The organism is Kordia sp. E (genome assembly GCF_056033805.1).
In genome coordinates this window covers 1,715,462-1,732,945 of record NZ_JBRASR010000002.1, presented here as the reverse complement: position 1 = coordinate 1,732,945, position 17,484 = coordinate 1,715,462, and the positions used below count along the sequence as shown (strand labels likewise).

General features: G+C 34.3%; 11 protein-coding genes. 1 reads left to right on the top strand and 10 read right to left on the bottom strand.

Annotation, left to right across the window (positions count from 1 at the left end; all coding sequences use genetic code 11):
* Positions 1-407 precede the first annotated feature (407 nt).
* From ACUUYC_RS10725 to ACUUYC_RS10695, 7 genes are all read right to left on the bottom strand, one after another.
* Positions 408-1,211 (bottom strand): energy transducer TonB, encoded by an 804-nt coding sequence (locus ACUUYC_RS10725; protein WP_474265805.1) that lies wholly within the window; start codon positions 1,209-1,211, stop codon positions 408-410.
* Between the two features lie 115 nt (positions 1,212-1,326).
* Positions 1,327-2,043: an energy transducer TonB gene (locus ACUUYC_RS10720; RefSeq protein WP_474265804.1), complete on the bottom strand. Its 717-nt coding sequence runs from the start codon at positions 2,041-2,043 to the stop codon at positions 1,327-1,329.
* A gap of 55 nt (positions 2,044-2,098) precedes the next feature.
* Entirely contained in the window at positions 2,099-2,491 is a 393-nt protein-coding gene (locus ACUUYC_RS10715; RefSeq protein ID WP_474265803.1) for a VanZ family protein, read from the bottom strand.
* A complete protein-coding gene (gene gcvH / locus ACUUYC_RS10710; protein ID WP_474265802.1) occupies positions 2,484-2,864 on the bottom strand; it encodes a glycine cleavage system protein GcvH in 381 nt (126 codons plus the stop codon). The genes ACUUYC_RS10715 and gcvH overlap by 8 nt, the downstream gene beginning before the upstream one ends.
* A 75-nt stretch (positions 2,865-2,939) precedes the next feature.
* Positions 2,940-10,181, bottom strand: coding sequence for a T9SS outer membrane translocon Sov/SprA (gene sov / locus ACUUYC_RS10705; protein WP_474265801.1), 7,242 nt, complete (start codon positions 10,179-10,181; stop codon positions 2,940-2,942).
* Between the two features lie 5 nt (positions 10,182-10,186).
* A complete protein-coding gene (gene ruvA / locus ACUUYC_RS10700; RefSeq protein WP_474265800.1) occupies positions 10,187-10,768 on the bottom strand; it encodes a Holliday junction branch migration protein RuvA in 582 nt (193 codons plus the stop codon).
* 98 nt (positions 10,769-10,866) lie between these two features.
* Positions 10,867-13,164, bottom strand: a complete 2,298-nt coding sequence (locus ACUUYC_RS10695) for an NADP-dependent malic enzyme (RefSeq protein WP_474265799.1) — start codon at positions 13,162-13,164, stop codon at positions 10,867-10,869.
* A 254-nt stretch (positions 13,165-13,418) separates the two neighbouring features.
* On the opposite strand from ACUUYC_RS10695, the gene ACUUYC_RS10690 reads away from it, so the two are divergent.
* The gene (locus tag ACUUYC_RS10690) at positions 13,419-13,946 is read left to right on the top strand and encodes a glutathione peroxidase (protein WP_474265798.1); all 528 of its coding nucleotides are present in this window, start codon (positions 13,419-13,421) and stop codon (positions 13,944-13,946) included.
* A gap of 22 nt (positions 13,947-13,968) precedes the next feature.
* Here ACUUYC_RS10690 and queG read toward each other — a convergent pair whose 3' ends face one another.
* The 3 genes from queG to ruvB form a co-directional block, all read right to left on the bottom strand.
* Positions 13,969-14,898 (bottom strand): tRNA epoxyqueuosine(34) reductase QueG, encoded by a 930-nt coding sequence (gene queG, locus ACUUYC_RS10685; RefSeq protein WP_474265797.1) that lies wholly within the window; start codon positions 14,896-14,898, stop codon positions 13,969-13,971.
* The gene (locus ACUUYC_RS10680) at positions 14,895-16,229 is read right to left on the bottom strand and encodes a cytochrome P450 (protein ID WP_474265796.1); all 1,335 of its coding nucleotides are present in this window, start codon (positions 16,227-16,229) and stop codon (positions 14,895-14,897) included. Before ACUUYC_RS10680 ends, queG begins: the two co-directional genes overlap by 4 nt.
* 123 nt (positions 16,230-16,352) lie before the next feature.
* On the bottom strand, positions 16,353-17,375 hold the full coding sequence (gene ruvB / locus ACUUYC_RS10675) for a Holliday junction branch migration DNA helicase RuvB (protein ID WP_474265795.1): 1,023 nt from the start codon (positions 17,373-17,375) through the stop codon (positions 16,353-16,355).
* Positions 17,376-17,484: the final 109 nt, after the last annotated feature.

Here is a 17,484-nt window from a genome sequence, read left to right as displayed (position 1 = left end):
AAGATACTATATTTTGACAAAAATTGATCTATTGATTCTATTTATGATGCTGTAAACATAAAAAGAGATACGTTTTTTAACCATATTGAAAGTCTAAAAAAGGTAATTTACACAAGATCAGGCAGAAAAAAGGAAACAATTAGTCTTAAAAAAGCGAATATATAACGATAATACGCAGAAATTAGCTGTTTAAAAAGCGGAGTCCGTTAGTTTTTCGTACTTTTGCAATATACTTTTTGATTAAACCGTCTTTGTAAGTCTTGGTAACATTTACAAAAGACTTTAAGTTGACATTTTTCATAATAATCGGTTTTAATGTTAATGTAATGATATGTCACAGAAAGTATACCTAAAAAACCGAGTTAATAACTCGGTTTTCCTTTTTTAGTATACTTTGTATTTTTGCTTTAATTTACTATGAAATTAATTGGCAATGTATATTTCACTTTCACATTTTTTCTTCTTTGTTTTCCTGGTTGCATTTTAGGAAGTAATTTTACAACGCGCTCTGCTTCTTTTTCAAGTTTTGGATGTGGTCCACGAGATTTAATTTCAGATACAACTCCATTTTCGTCAATTGTAAATAATACTGTGATTCTTTTTCTACCTTCATCAAGATCCAAATCATCAACTAAGCTTTTATTGAATTTTCTGTTGACATGTTTCTGAATTTTTTCAGACATACACTTTTTAAGTTTTGCCTTAGAAGACTTATACTTTTCACAACCTGGGAATATTGGTGCATCTTCAATCATCGTAAAAGGAATTTCTTCAATCTCCTCAGTATCATCTGCTACATCCACATTACTAGTATCCACAAGCTTGGTAACTTCTTTAGCATCTTCCTGTGTTTTGATTACTTCCTCTTTTATTTCAGTATCATCATCCACTGGATCAACTTTATCATATACAATCTTAGATTCCACTTTTGGCTCTGGCTCTTTGATTTTTTCAACTAGCTTTTGCTCTACTCTAAAATCTTCCATTACATACGTATCTGGATCTTGAACTAGAGTTGAGTCAGCTACTTCCGCTACCGGAACTGCTGCTTGTACTTGAAATACTGTGTATACTAAAAATAAACTCAGCATGAGGCTAACTGAGAATCTTAAAAAAGGATTTTTTTGAATGCGGAGATCGTCCTTTTTTGCTAGGTGACTTTCGCGTACACCTTTTCCGCTCACATTTTCACTGTGATTAACTTTGTTCATAATAAATCGGTTTTAATGTTAATGAAGTGTTAATCACAAGAAGCATACCAAAAAAGGAAAGTCCGAGCAAATTGCTCAGACTTTCCTTTTTATTTTGTGTATGTGTACTGTTATGTTACTGTACCTTGAAAACGATTGGTAAGTTGTATGTTACTTTTACAGTTTTTCCTCTTTGTTTTCCTGGCTTCATTCTTGGTAAACTCTTTACTACCTTTTCAGCTTCTTTTGCTAATCTTGGGTGTGGAGCTCTTGAACGTACACCTGTAATATTTCCTTGTTTATCAATTGTAAATACTACATATATTTTCTGAACACCTTCTAAATCTAAGTCAGAAGCTAAATCTGTATTAAATTTTCTATTTACGTGTTTTTGTACTTTTTCAGACATACATTTTTTTCGCGCTGCCTTACTTGCATGTTTTTCACATCCTGGAAATACAGGCGCATCTTCAATAATTGAGAATGGTACGTCTTCAATTACTTCTTCTTCTTCTTCTATTTCTACAGTTTCAACTTCCTGAATCACTTCTTCTTCAGTTGTTTCAGTAGATTCAATTACAGTTTCTTCCACTTCTTCTTCATCTTCTACAACTTCAATAATTTCTGGAGCTGGTGGCGGTGGCGGTGGCGGCGGTTGTTGTAATTGCTGAGTCATGATCATTTCTTCCTCATCATCTTCAAGCATTTCTGCTGTTTCTTGCTGTTGTACTTTATCGTAAGCAGTCCATTCTATACTTTGCCACATTAGGAACGTTACTAACGCAAGTCCTAAAGCAAGGTAAAAAAAACTGTTTTTTCTTAAATCAACATCTGGATTCTTCTTTGCTTCCATAATAATATAAGTTTTAATGTTTGCTAATTTAATTATTTATTAGCAAAAAAAACAATTAATTTTTCGTTTTTAATTTAAAAGTGTTTGATATGAAATACTTTATCAAAATTCCTGCCACAATTGCTCCTGCAGCATTTGCTAGTGCATCTTGCCAATCTCCTTGTCTGTTTTCGACTAGTGTCTCCTGCATCAACTCCATGATAATTCCATATGCTATTGCAAATAGAACGCTAATTAATACTGCATTTTTAGATAAAAAAGGAGTTGTTTTTCCTTTTGTAAATGCTATAAACCAACTTATTGCGAATGTAAAATAGATGATTCCATGTATAATTTTATCCGCAAAGGAAAATGGTAGTTTCGGACCACCTTTAAGTGATGCTAAACTTAAGAATGTAATAATTAATGTCCAAACGATTGCCAAAATCGAAAATAAGTACTTACGCACCGACCAATTCTTTATATGCTTCAGCACTTAGTAAATCATCAACTTGTGATTCATCAGTAATGTTGATTTTAATCATCCAACCTTTTCCGTAAGGGTCAGTATTTACCAATTCTGGATCATCTTCTAACTCTTCATTGAATTCAGCAACTTCTCCAGACAATGGCATAAATAAGTCAGAAACTGTTTTTACAGCTTCAACTGTTCCAAAAACGTCATCTTTGGCTACTTCCTCATCTAATGTATCTATATCAACATATACAATATCTCCTAATTCGCTTTGAGCAAAGTCTGTAACTCCTACGGTAGCAACAGTACCTTCAACTTTTACCCATTCGTGGTCTTTTGTATACTTTAAATCTGCTGGTATATTCATTTTACTATGTATATTTTTTGTTATGGTGTTAGCAAATGTAATTCTTTATCTCTAAGTTTTCAACTCCAATTATTGTTAATTTCCAAAATTGTATCGGAGTGTGAAACCTGATCGTATTGTTGTTTGTGGAAACGCAGTAGATACGGCAAATTTAGAGAACGTATGATCGTAGTAAAATAATGCTGTTAAGTTTTTACTTAATGCATAGTCAGCTGTAAATTTTAAAGACCACAATGTTTGTCCGGCAGTTACTTGATTACTAAATAAATCAAGACTTCTTATAATCGTAATATTATCACGTAAGGATAAATCTGCTTTTAAGTTTAAGTCTCCTTTTATCGTCGTTTTCTTTCCTGCAATTCTGGTATCTATACGAACATCTTTAAAACGATATCCTAATCCCATGATGTATTCGTTTCCTGCAACTTCCGTTAGTAAGTTGTTATCAAAGCTTAACGATAAAGCTCTATCACGTTTTACTTCTGCTAAGATTTTGATTGAATTTTTCATTTCAAAATCAATTCTAATTAATGGATTGAATTGCTCCACTAAGTTAATGTTAGAGAATATGTTTTGATTGTGAAAATTTTCTCCTTGATCTAAGTTTGAAGCGGCAAATGGATTGGCTGCATCGTAATCCAAGTTGTTTCTAAATGAATTGATTGTGTAACTTGAGCGATATCCATGCGATAATGAGAAACGTTTGAAACGTTTTTTGAACCATTTTAATCGCATTAAACCAGTATACTTTATAGTCCAGTTTGGAAGTGGCACATCTCTAAAAGCGCCTAATTTTATATCATTTGCATCTTTTCCTGAGTATGCAGCTAAGAATGCTGGTAATAATACTGCTTGATTTGTTTTTCCAAATCCATCTGGAAAACCATCACCATCTGTATCTGTTAGTGGTTGTCCATTAGCTATTGCCAAACGTCTTGCAATAATTTCTCTGTTATCTTCAAATTGCGAGAACGTTTCAGAGTTACTTTCATCACTTTGCTTAAATGCCGTTTTGATAAGTAGTGTTGATATTCCGAAGTTTCCGAATGTATTTCCTGCACCATTTGGTGACAACGAAATGTATTCCCCATTTTGAACATTGAACTGCTCTGAGAAGTTTTCAGAATAGTTTCGATTCGCAATAATATCAATTTTTAAATCTCTTAGCGGTTCAACTAACGCCGTTACGTCTAATGTTTTGTTATGAACTTGCGTAAATTGTTGGTTGAATTCTGAAAATTCTGTTAAGTATCCTTGACGAGCTGCTTCGTATCGAACATCAGCCTGACTACCAAATACGAATCCAATAGAAGGCTTTAATGTTCCTATGAATCCAATTGATGGCGTATATCCAGGTAATACTTTACCATTATTTTCTGAGTAACTTATATTTATTCTTTTTACACTTCCTAAGATATCCACAGCAGTGTTAAATATTTTAGCTCCTACACCTTTAGAATTGCTCTTTTTGTTTTTATCAGCAATAGCGTCTCCCGGAGTTCCTGGCCCTGGTTTTGTTTTGTTTCCGCCTCGTAGGTTTGTTTTACGATTTCCTTTACGCTTTCTTACCAAACCTATATATTTATAGAATTTGGTCATATCAAGAGAAGCATTGATGTTATGTGTGTTTGCGTTTTGAATTGTATTTAAACGTTCTCCTGAAACTTCTTGTAACACATCCGAACCACGTTGCCAGTTAAAATCTCCTGTGTACGTGTATGTAGCATTTATAAAGCTAAATGTTGGAATTTTGTTTAATGGCAATTCATACGTTAATTGCAATGATTGCGTATGCGTATTTGGATCACCTACATCCCAAAATCCGTCCCAAATTCCGTAATCAACATCAACATCTCCATCTTCATCAAAGTAGTTTTGGATGATATTATTGTTTGCTGCCGTAAAGTTGAAACGCAACGAGTTTGTTAAGTTATAATTCACTGCATATGACCAATCGAATAGGAAATTACGCTGTTGTAATCGTGGTAAGTTTTCTAATTCCGCATCTGGCAATAAAGGATCTCTATATACCTGATCATTGAAACTTCTTGTTATGTTAGAGTTTAATGATATACTTGTCGGTAATGGATTGAAGTTGAAATCTTTTAACCATTTCCAATATTTCCCTGTAAATAGCGAATCTGATTTCTTAAAAGGTTCAATAGATTTTGGTTGAAAGTTATAGTTATAATCAAATCCAGCACGTACATTTTGATCACGCAATGATTTTATTTCATAATCATGATGCTCTATTTCATTGTATGAATATGATAGCGTAAGGTTTTCCACATCATAGAAACGTGGTTTTTGCTCTGCGCCTCTTTCCTTTCGAACTCCAATGAAGTTGATACTTTTTCGCTTTGTATAACTTATCGCTTCTTCATTGATTCTATCTTTTTCAGCTTGTGTTTCTGCTAAATCTAATCGATCTTCTAAACGAATATCTTGATAGAATGGATCAAATTCAGGTGTAATGATTTCTTCACCAATACTATAATTGAATGGAATTTTAACACCCCATTTTTTTGGAAGTAATTGACCAACGTTTACATTGGTTACAATATCATATTGTTTTACATCTTCTCTACTACGCTCATTTGGCGATTGCTCTAATGTTCCAAAACCAACGGTACTTATTCTACCTGTTGCTGATACATTTGCAAAATCAGCAATATTTGCATCTAACGAACCTACAGCTGCCCAACCACCTTCATTTTCTAGTTCAGACAAACGTAATTCATTAAACCAAAATTCACCACAAATCAGTTGTCCACCAACTGGCGTATCTGTAGCATCTAAACTTTGTGCTGTTGAATTTTTAATACCAACCATCATAGAACGCACACGACCAATCGTTGGATTTCCAATGATGGCAATTCTCATGCGCTCATCTGGTCCGTAATCTGCAAATTGATTTGTAATTGGTTCAGCATTTTCATTATAATAGGCTGCCTCTGATGCACCCAAAGCATTGTTGAAATTTGCTGCTTTTATACGTGTTAGCAATGACAATGGAATATCAAATTCATTTCTCCAAACATCTTCTGGCGAAGATTCATTGTCTAATGTAACATTTAATGGAATTTCTACTTGATAGTAGTTTTGCGTAAAATCATTACCAATTCGCAAAAACGCAACTGCTTGCTGATCTGTTAATTGATTTGACTGTCCAATTAGTGATTCTGCATGGACAAACATTTTTAATTTTTTATACTGTCGTAAATCAATGTCAATATTTTTGAATACACCTCTGGAATCTCCTGATTCTAATTCACAAATTGACATTGCTAATGATTGCTCATTTTGACGAAGTACTGTATTGTTATTGTTTAATTGTTCACGTACAACTCCTGGAGGTGTTACATATCCAATTGGGTCTTTGTTTGAGTTTTCTTCAATGTTTACTGTATTTACATCAAACTGTGTTGCTTCATCTCCACCAGTTTGTGGATCATCACCATTTTCTTGTAACGTTAAGTTATAACGTCTCCAATCACCACGAATTAAATCTAATGTTGCAAAACGTAATACTACAGGTTGGTCAAATCCTGTCATATACATACGAATGAAACGAATAGAACGTAAATCGTTTAATGGAATTTTTTCATCTGGTGTAACTGTCGCATCCGCAGATCTGTTAAAGTCTGCAATTGGAATTTTCACCTGAAGCCAACGTGCTTGAACCGAACTTTCATTAGGCACAGCAGGGTTTGTAAAACGTTCTTCTATAATATATGGTGTTGATGTACCAATAGTAGAGTTAATTGGAATTCTGAATTGATAGTAATTATCAATTGTATTCATCGTTTGATCTCGGTTGATATCTTCTACATCTGGAACCGTTGTTGATCCTCTGTTTGTATCCGTAACCGCAATTGGAGAATTTCCTTGCGTACCATTGAAATTTTTGTAACGTTCTAAAACATCACCACTTGCATTTAAGAAGTATTCATAGTTATCTGCTGCAGGATCGGCTTCACCTGAATAGACATCATATATCTGAGCCTCTCCAACATCATCTAAACCATCTAAACCAATATCTTGTACTTGTCTGTTAGCATCGTCAGCATCAAACGCATACACTAATGATTGTGCTTGCGGCACTTCTCCCCAAATAGTTTGTGTCACTAACGTGTTTGATGCACCAGCTTCAGGTAATCCATTTTCATATTGTTTACGACCATCCTTTAAAACATCTTCAGAGATATTACCAATATTGAATACTAATTCACCACTAATACTAGCATCTGGATTACCATTTTCATCATACGTAGGATCTAATACCCAAAATTGTATAAATTCTACATTTGCTTGTTCAAAGTTTGTTGTAGTAACTGGACGTGTGATTCCTCCAAAATTACTTTCTGGTAATTGTCCATTGAAGTTAGGGTTGTTATTGTATGGTCCTCTTTCGTCTGGATAAAATGCTAAATCTAATGTTGTTTGCAGATTTGTTTGTCCAATGGCAATATCCGTTTGCGGGAATATTTCATCTACAAATACTCTACGTGTTTCATTGGTTGATAATTCATCAACGCTAATTCCTCCAGGCGCTCGATTCCCATAAAATACAGGATCAATTGTATACCAAGCAAGCTTTGCTCTTTGAAATCCTACTGCTTGATCGTTTGAAAACTGTCCACCTAAGTTATCACCTAATATATTTCCTTGTGTTCCTGGCACACTCGATAAAAACCATCCTAATGGAGATTTTATATCTATCGTAGATTGCGCTCCTTCAAAATCATCTACATATGCCGTTGATTCCCCTGCAAAGTCAGCATTTTTAGGACTTCCTGGTGACAGGTATGCAAATTCTCCACGTACTGATAAGTTTGAAACTACATCCGTATCAATGTTTGGCAATTTGTTTACTAATCGTGTTAGAAAAGGAACTTCTGTTGAATAATTACCGTTAATTCCAAAGATGGAATTGTTTACTGGTTCTGAACCATAATTTGCTTTCTGCGTAATTGGTCGCTCATTTAAGTTTAAGAATGTAGCTCCAAGTAAGAAATTTTTATTGAATTGATGTTCAACATTTATTCCTGTAAATCGTTTGTTTTGTTGTCCAAATAATGAATTATTTTCTACCGAAACATCAATTGGTGTGTTTGAAGCTTTTAGTGCTTCATCTAGGATTTGAACTCTTCCTAATTGATAGTTTACTGTATAGTCAATTCCTTCTTGTAATACTCTTCCTCCAGCTGTTACAACTACGGAACCTCTTGGCACGTTGAATGCTCCTAATGGAATTCCATCTCCACTTTCTGATTTGTATCTACCTTTTAATTGGAATTTATTTAATTCAGCATCATCTAATGCACCAGCTTTTGTTTCTACATACATGGATCTGTATACATATTTCGTTTGGTTAGCATTATAGTTGGCTGGAATATCATAGTTTTCCGAAGCGGCGTTTCTTAATTTTTCAAATAAGTAATCCCCAAACGGTTCTACTTTCGTAAAAATGATTCGACCAAATTCTTGATCTACCGTAATTCCTGGATAGTAATCAAAGAAACCGTCTCCACCAGCTTGTGGATTTTGATAAATGTCTAATCGATCTAAATTAAATACTTTTAATAAAATCTCATCTGCAATGTCCGCAGGAAGTGCTGGACCGCCTTCAGCTGCTGTAATATAGTTTACTGGCGATGGATCTGTATATAAAATGTTTAATCTGAAATCATCTGGACTTAGTTGGTATGCGTTTGTTGCATAGATATTTTTCATCATTAAATCCCAAATTGGATCTGCAACTTCAGTAATACTACTTTTTAATAGTTTTACAACTAAGTTTTGATTTTCTATTTGTGTTGGATTTCCGCTAGGATCTGTATTTGTTACCTGCGTCGCATCAATTCCTCCATTGGCAAATTCACCAACTTGATGCACTTGTCCGTTTGCTGTGTATTGGAATGCAACGGCTAATACTTCATCATTACTTAAACGTTGATTTAAGGAAATATAACCAAGCTTTGTACTTATTTGGTATTCGTTTTCATTTAATTTTCGAGCATTTTCAAGATATACATAATCAAATCCTTCTTGTGCATTGGCAGCAGCAGGAAACCCTAACTGAACGGTTGCAATATCTCTAATTTGATCATTTAATACAGAACCTGTAGTCCCAATAGCTTCTGGATCATATTTATTATTTTCATTATCCGGCAAAGCATTTGGGTTTGCAGTGTTAAAAAATGATGCTTGCGAAGTTCTAACTTTATCTGGATTTGATTCTCCTAAATCTTGTAAACCAACAATGTTTCTTACATTTTCAGTTCGTGCAGATCTGTTTGTTACCCAAACTTCTACTCTTGTAATTTCTACAGGTGTATTTTCGAAAGGATAGTTTTCTAAAGCAACATCATATCGATCTCTAAAGTATTGTGATAGAAAGAAGTGACGATCTTCATCGTAGTCTAATGCAAATAATTCAAATTCTTCAATAGTTCCACCACCTTCTGAGGTAATGGTTCTGGTTTGTGAACGTTGCTCAGAGAATACTCCTGTAATACGTGTTTTTCCAAATTGCAATTCTGTTTTTACACCAAATAAACTTTGCGCTCCCGTAATTAAAGAACTATTTAATGGCATACTTACGTTACCAACTTCAATTTTTTGAAGAATGTCATCTTCTGTTGGTGTATATTCTAATTTAATTTGATTTTGAAAGTCAAACGTAGATTCCGTATCGTAGTTAGCTGTAACTTTTAATCGTTCTCCAACTTTACCGAGTAAACTTAGACTGATTCGTTGATCAAAGTCAAAACTTAGATTGCTTCGGTTTCTTGGAGATAATGCTGGATTGTCATTTTTTTGAAAACGAATTCCTAAATCCATCGCTACCGAACCTTGTGGAATTACTTCAATGGTATTTCCTCCAAATATACTTTCAAAGAAGTTTGAATTGATATAGAATTTTGGCAATAAATTTTTCTGTCCATCTTCTGAACCATCTTTTTTACCTGAAATTGCATCTAGTTTTTCTTTGAAATACCCTTTCATACTTTCCTTCAACAATAACTCACGGTATTGCTTAGGCGTTAAAATTAACGGATAACGTATATCAAAATTTGCAACAGATTCCGTGTAGATGTATCTATCTATTTTTGGATCGTATGTATATTTGAGTATAATACTGGACGGATCTTTGAGTTTTATTTTACCCAAAGCAAAGCCTGTCTGCGTAGCAGTTGAATCTTGCGGCGTCGTTGTCGGTTCTTGCGCTACAAGTATAGATGAAAATAACAAAGCAAATACGACAAGCGTATTTTTCGCGGTTTTTGTTATTAGGTTGGTAATATTTTTCAAGGTACTTATAAGTTTTTTAAAGCCAATTTTATCAATTCTTCTACACTTCCATTTGGCATTTCTTTAATTATTTTATCGAGGATTCTTTCAGATTGTTTTCTTGCAAAACCTAATACTTCCAAAGCAGATAACGTTTCTTCTTTGTTTGTATTGCTTTCAGACATTGAAACTTCTTCAAGATCATATAATTTTAAGACTTTGTCTTTTAATTCTATAATTACGCGTTGTGCTGTTTTAGCTCCAATTCCTTTAACACTTTGAATGGTAGCTACATCTCCTGAACCAATTGCTTCACAAACACTTTCTGCTGTTAATGAAGATAACATTGTACGCGCTGTACTCGTTCCAATCCCTGAAACCGAGATCAACAAGCGAAAAACGGCACGTTCACTTTTTTGAAAAAAACCATATAATGACTGTGCATCTTCACGTACGTAAAGATGTGTAAATAGTTTTATATTTTCCTGATTCGGGATTTGAGAATACGTCGTTAATGAGATGTTGATGAAATATCCTACTCCATTACATTCTATCACGACATCCGTTGGATTTTTCTCTACGAGTTTCCCTTGTATGTGAGTAATCATCTATTTGCAACTAGTTAAAGTTCCAAATGTAATAAATTTATTCACATTTACTTAACGATTTTCGCCTTTAATAGACGAATGTTACATAGTAATCGTTTTTATGATTCCTCTTTTCGTTGTTGCCATTTTTCTTTTTCCTGTGCATCAACCACTACAACAGCCGCCATATTTATCATTTCATTGACACTTGCACCTAACTGTAATATGTGAACAGGCTTACTCATTCCTAGCATTATAGGTCCAATAGAATCTGCTTTATTTAGCTCTTTCATAAGCTTATACGTAATGTTTGCCGCATCAAGATTTGGAAACACAAGTGTATTTACTTCTTTTCCTGCCAATTTTGAGAATGGAAATTTTTCTGCTAACATTTCTCTGTTTAGCGCAAAATCGGATTGTAAAGCTCCATCAACATTGATATCTGGATAAAATTTGTGTAAATATTCAACAGCCTCACTTACTTTTGTAGCTCTTTCATGTTCAGATGAACCAAAGTTTGAATATGACAACATCGCAATGTTTGGCTCTAATCCGAACATTTTTACGGTTAAGGCTGTCATTTGCGCAATTTTTGCCAATTCGCGTGCAGAAGGGTCAATATTGATAGACGTATCAGATAAAAACATTGGTCCACGCTCTGTGATCATCAAGTTTGTTGTTGCTACTTTTTTCACGCCATTTGCCGTTCCAATAAGTTCTAGCATTGGTTTTACAACTGTTGGGTAACTTCTAGAATATCCTGAGATTAATCCATCAGCAAAACCATCATTTACTAACATGGCTGCAAAGTAATTACGTTCTCGCATTTTCTTTTGCGCATCAATTATTGTAACTCCTTTACGTTTTCTGGATTCCCAATAAATTTGTGCAAATTTCTCTCTACGTTCTTTTTGCTCACTACTTTTAGGATCAATGATTTCCACATCACCATCAAATTCTAATTCTGTCCTTAATTCATGAATTAATTTTTCATTCCCTAAAAGAATTGGAACTCCAATTCCTTCATCATATACATATTGCGCAGCTTTTAGAACATCTAAATGATCTGCTTCGGCAAATACAACACGTTTTGGATTGGTACGTGCTCTTTTGTGCAATAATCGAATAATTTTATTGTCAGCTCCTAAACGGTGTAAAAGTTCGTCTTCATAACGCGCCCAATCTTCAATAGGCTCTGTAGCAACACCTGAATCCATTGCAGCTTTTGCAATTGCAGGCGGAATTTTTGCAATAAGTCTTGGATCAAATGGTTTTGGAATGATGTAATCTTTTCCAAAATTGAGTTTTGTTTCTCCGTATGCTATATTTACTTGCTCAGGCACTGGTTCTTTTGCTAATTCGGCTAACGCTTTTACTGCTGCCATTTTCATAGCTTCGTTAATTTTTGTAGCTCTTACATCAAGTGCTCCACGAAATATAAACGGAAAACCAAGAACATTGTTTACCTGATTAGGATGATCAGATCGTCCTGTTGCCATAATGATATCATCACGAGTAGCTATTGCTTTTGTGTATGGAATTTCTGGGTTTGGATTTGCCATTGCAAATACAATCGGATCGGCATTCATGCTTAATAACATGTCCTCTGAAACCATATCCGCTCTAGACAACCCAATAAATACATCAGCTTGCTCCATTGCTTCTTCTAGAGTATAAATGTTTCTATCAGTAGCAAATTCTAGTTTTTGCGAAGTAAGGTTATCTCTATCTTTTCTTATCACACCTTTACTATCCAGCATGACTATATTTTCATCTTTTGCTCCAAAAGCCTTATACAGTTTGGTACAAGATATTGCCGCTGCACCAGCTCCATTAATGACAAATTTAACTTTGTCAATTTTCTTATTCACCAATTCTAAAGCGTTAAGTAATGCGGCTGCAGAAATAATTGCTGTACCATGCTGATCATCATGCATCACAGGAATATCCAATTCTTCTTTTAAGCGTCTTTCTATCTCAAATGCTTCAGGAGCTTTAATATCTTCTAAATTGATTCCCCCAAAAGTAGGCGCTATATTTTTTACAGTTTCAATGAATTTATCTACATCTTTCGTATCTATCTCTATATCAAAAACATCAATATCTGCAAAAATTTTAAACAATAACCCTTTCCCTTCCATAACTGGTTTAGAAGCTTCAGGTCCAATATCTCCCAAGCCTAATACAGCTGTTCCGTTTGATATTACAGCAACTAAGTTTCCTTTTGTAGTGTATTTATAAACGTTTTTCTTATCTTTTTCAATCTCTAAACAAGGTTCGGCAACTCCTGGAGAATAAGCTAATGACAAATCTCTTTGCGTTGTATATCTTTTTGTTGGAACCACTTTTATCTTTCCTGGCTGTGGCTTCGCATGATATATAAGTGCTTCTCTTCTCTTACGTTCTGTATTACTCATTTTATTGTTCTTTTTATCCGATTATGAATATTTTTGAATAAGTATGAACTTACAAAGTTATAAGTATGTCTGTAATGGAAAAATTTTAATGTGTTTTCTTTACTATTTTAACGCTGATTTATCTTTTTGAGCTATATCATGTCTATAAAAAGATAAACAAAATGATTATTTTTGCTTAGTTACCTGTAAAGAAACTTCATTTTATATATCAATTCTGAAATGGATTTCGGAACTACATTTTCAAGCTTATACTTATGAAAACAACTGATAAAGCAAAATTGCGATCAAATAGCGCTGTTGAAACGGAAAAACCATCTATGTATGATATCCCGATTAATGACATAAGTGGCAAGCCTATTTCACTTAGGGATTTTGAGTCAAAGAAAATACTTTTTGTGAATGTGGCTTCTAAATGTGGGTTTACGAAACAGTATAAAGAGTTGCAATTACTTAGTGATACTTACCCAGAAGAACTTGTCGTTATCGGTTCTCCATGCAATCAATTTGGCAAACAAGAGCCTGGAAATACTTCAGAAATTCTAGAATTTTGCGAATTGAATTTTGGCGTTACTTTTTTACTTACTGAGAAATTACACGTAAAAGGAAGCAAACAACATCCTTTGTATACTTGGTTAACTTCAAAAAAACTAAACGGTAAAAAGAATTCGAGTGTGAAATGGAATTTCCAAAAGTACTTGATTGACGCTAAAGGAAATCTTATTGATTATTATTTTTCATTCACAAAACCAATGAGTTCAAAAATAACAAAGCATTTGTTGTAATTTTTGGACACACACATAGTTCTTATTCTGTTTTTAAGAAATTGATATTCCGCACTAAACCAGTATATTTTGTTCGCTTTACAGCAGATTTTTTAAAGATTTCACTAAAGACTTCTTGTGTAATTTCTTCCCAGTCCTTTTTGGTCATGGAAAGCAATTCGGGATGTGGATTGAACAATGGTTCATTGTGTGGCTTTGAGAATTTATTCCACGGACACACATCTTGACAGATATCACAACCAAACATCCAATCGTCAAATTGTCCTTGTACGTGTGCTGGAATTTCATTTTTTAGTTCGATGGTAAAATACGAGATACATTTGCTTCCATCTACCACATACGGATCTACAATAGCCTGTGTTGGACACGCATCAATACACGCTGTACAACTTCCACAATGATCTGTTACAGGAGAATCATAATCTAGTTCTAAATCTATGATTAATTCTGCAATGAAGTAAAAGGAACCTACTTTTTGCGTGAGCAAATTGCTATGTTTCCCTATCCAACCTAAGCCACTTTTCGCAGCCCAAGCTTTGTCTAATACTGGCGCAGAATCTACAAAAGCGCGTCCTGAAACTTCTCCGATTTCATCTTGAATGAAATTTAGTAAGTGTTTTAATTTATCTTTTATGACAAAGTGATAATCTGTTCCGTAAGCGTATTTTGATAATTTTGGCGCTTCTAAATCTTTTTGAATTTCCGATGGATAGTAATTAAGTAATAGTGAAACTACCGATTTTGAATCTTCTACAAGTTTTGTTGGATCTAATCGCTTGTCGAAATGATTTTCCATATAACTCATTTCGCCATGCATATTTTTGTTGAGCCAAGCTTCTAATCGTGGTGCTTCTTCTTCTAAAAATGCAGCTTTTGAGATTCCACACGATAAAAACCCAAGTCGTTTTGCTTCTTCTTTGATTAGTTTTGTATGTTGTTCTTTTACACTCAAGAAGTACGTTTTGTGAATTTTAAAGTAACATCAATTGGTTTTAGTGTAATTAATGGCGCAATTTCTACTTTAGACTGATCAGTTTCTATATGATATTTTTTTAGGATTGAATTTACAGACAACATCATTTCATATAATGCAAAACCATTTCCGATACACATTCTTGGTCCTGCGCCAAATGGAAAGTAATGTCCGGCAGTTTTTTTTCGATTTTCATCTGAAAAACGTTCTGGAATAAACGCATCTGGATTGTCCCAATATTTTTTGTTTCGATGTAATTCATAAAATGAAATACCAATCATCGTTCCTTTTTCTATGTTGAATTCCGAAAAAGAATCATCTTCAATAGCAACTCTATCCGTAATCCACGCTGGCGGATATAATCGCATTGATTCTTCTACACAGTTTTTCACATAGTTAAGCTTGCTCAACTTTTCCATGTGTGGTAAATTGTCATCAACAGTATCAACTTCCGCGACAGCTTTTTTAAGTGCTTCAGGACTTTTCGCTAAGAGATGAAACGTAAACGTTAATGCATTTGCGGTAGTTTCGTGTCCTGCAACAAAGAAGATTAAAATTTCATCTATCAATTGCTCATTAGTCATGGACGTTCCGTCATCTTCGTATTTTGCCTTGAGCAACATATCTAGTAAATCATCATGTTCTTTTTCAGAAGCACGACGTTCATCGATAACTTTATTAATGATATTACGACTTTCTTGAACTAGCGCCATATGTTTTGCCACCAAACCACTTACTTTGTACCACCATTTTTTGTGTGGTTGACGAATTTCACGAATGATAAAGTCTTGTAATTTTTCAATGATTTCCTGTAGACGATACATTGTATTATCGTCCGAAGAATAATTGAATAACGATTTTGCAACTACATGAAACGCCAATTGATTCATGATTGGATATAAAGCTACTTTTTCATCTACCTGAATCGTTTCAAGTTGTTTTTCAATTTCACCTTCCATAATTGCCACTAACTTTTGTAGTTTTTCTTTATGAAATGCTGGCTGAATGAGTCTGCGTTGTTTTAACCAATAGTCGCCACTTGCTGTCAACAATCCTTTTCCAACGTATTTGGATAGAAATTTTGTTTGAATTTTAGATTTGTTGTAGTTCTTATGATTTTTTCGCAGAATGTGTTTTGTAATTTCTGCATCACGCGTGAGCATTACCGTTTTTGCAAATGGAGCTTTTATTGAAAATGAATCCCCATTTTTATCAAAACCTTCTTTATGAAATGGAATCGGATTTCGTGTGATCGACGAAGATCTAGATAACAATTTCAAGAAAGGAATTCTATTTGGATATTTGTACATTTTGGTGCTCGATGTTAGGTTGCTTCGCTCTTGAGTTTTGGGTTGGTCGCTTTGCTCCTTTTATTGATTTGGTATTAAAAAATACTTTTACATTTAAAAATTCAACATTTATAATTTATCATTTTAGAAAAGTCCGCCTTGCGTTGCTCCTTTTATTCTTCCTAAATGTTTGTATGCAAGTTCAGTAACTTCTCTTCCTCTTGGCGTTCGGATAATGAATCCTTGTTGAATGAGAAATGGTTCGTATACTTCTTCAATAGTTTCACCACTTTCAGAAACAGCCGTAGCAAGTGTTGTGATTCCTACTGGTCCGCCTTTGAATTTATCTATAATGGTAGAAAGAATTCGATTGTCCATCTCATCCAAACCATATTTGTCTACATTAAGTGCTTTTAGGCTATACCTAGCAATTTCAATATCGATACTACCATTTCCTTTTATTTGAGCAAAATCACGCACTCTACGCAATAATGCATTTGCAATACGCGGCGTTCCACGACTTCTTCCTGCAATTTCTATAGCAGCTTCCATACTGATTGGAACATTAAGTATCTGTGCACTTCTTTGCACTATGGTAGATAATAATTCTGTAGAATAGTATTGTAATCTGCTAGCAATTCCAAAACGCGCACGCATTGGTGCCGTAAGTAATCCTGAACGCGTTGTTGCGCCTACTAGCGTAAATGGATTCAGGTTGATTTGAACCGTTCTTGCATTTGGTCCAGATTCAATCATGATATCAATTTTATAATCTTCCATTGCCGAGTAGAGATATTCTTCTACTATTGGACTTAATCGATGGATTTCATCTATAAACAATACATCACGCTCATCTAGGTTTGTTAGCAATCCTGCTAAATCACCTGGCTTGTCTAATACAGGACCAGAAGTAACTTTGATACTTACATCTAATTCATTTGCTAAAATGTGCGCTAGTGTTGTTTTTCCTAATCCTGGAGGACCATGAAATAAGGTATGATCTAATGCTTCTTCTCTGAGATTTGCCGCTTGTACAAAGATTTGTAAATTTTCTAATACTTGATCTTGCCCTGTAAAGTCTTCAAAGGATAATGGTCTTAATGCTTTTTCAACGTCTAATTCTTCTGGCGAGTAGTTATCGCTATTGGGATTTAAATTTTCGTTCATAAAGATTTGTGTTCAGATATGAGCCACTACTTTTCTTCTTCAACATGCAACAGCTTCATAACAAAGATAAGAGAAAAACGCCATAGCGTCATGATTTGATCTACGTAGT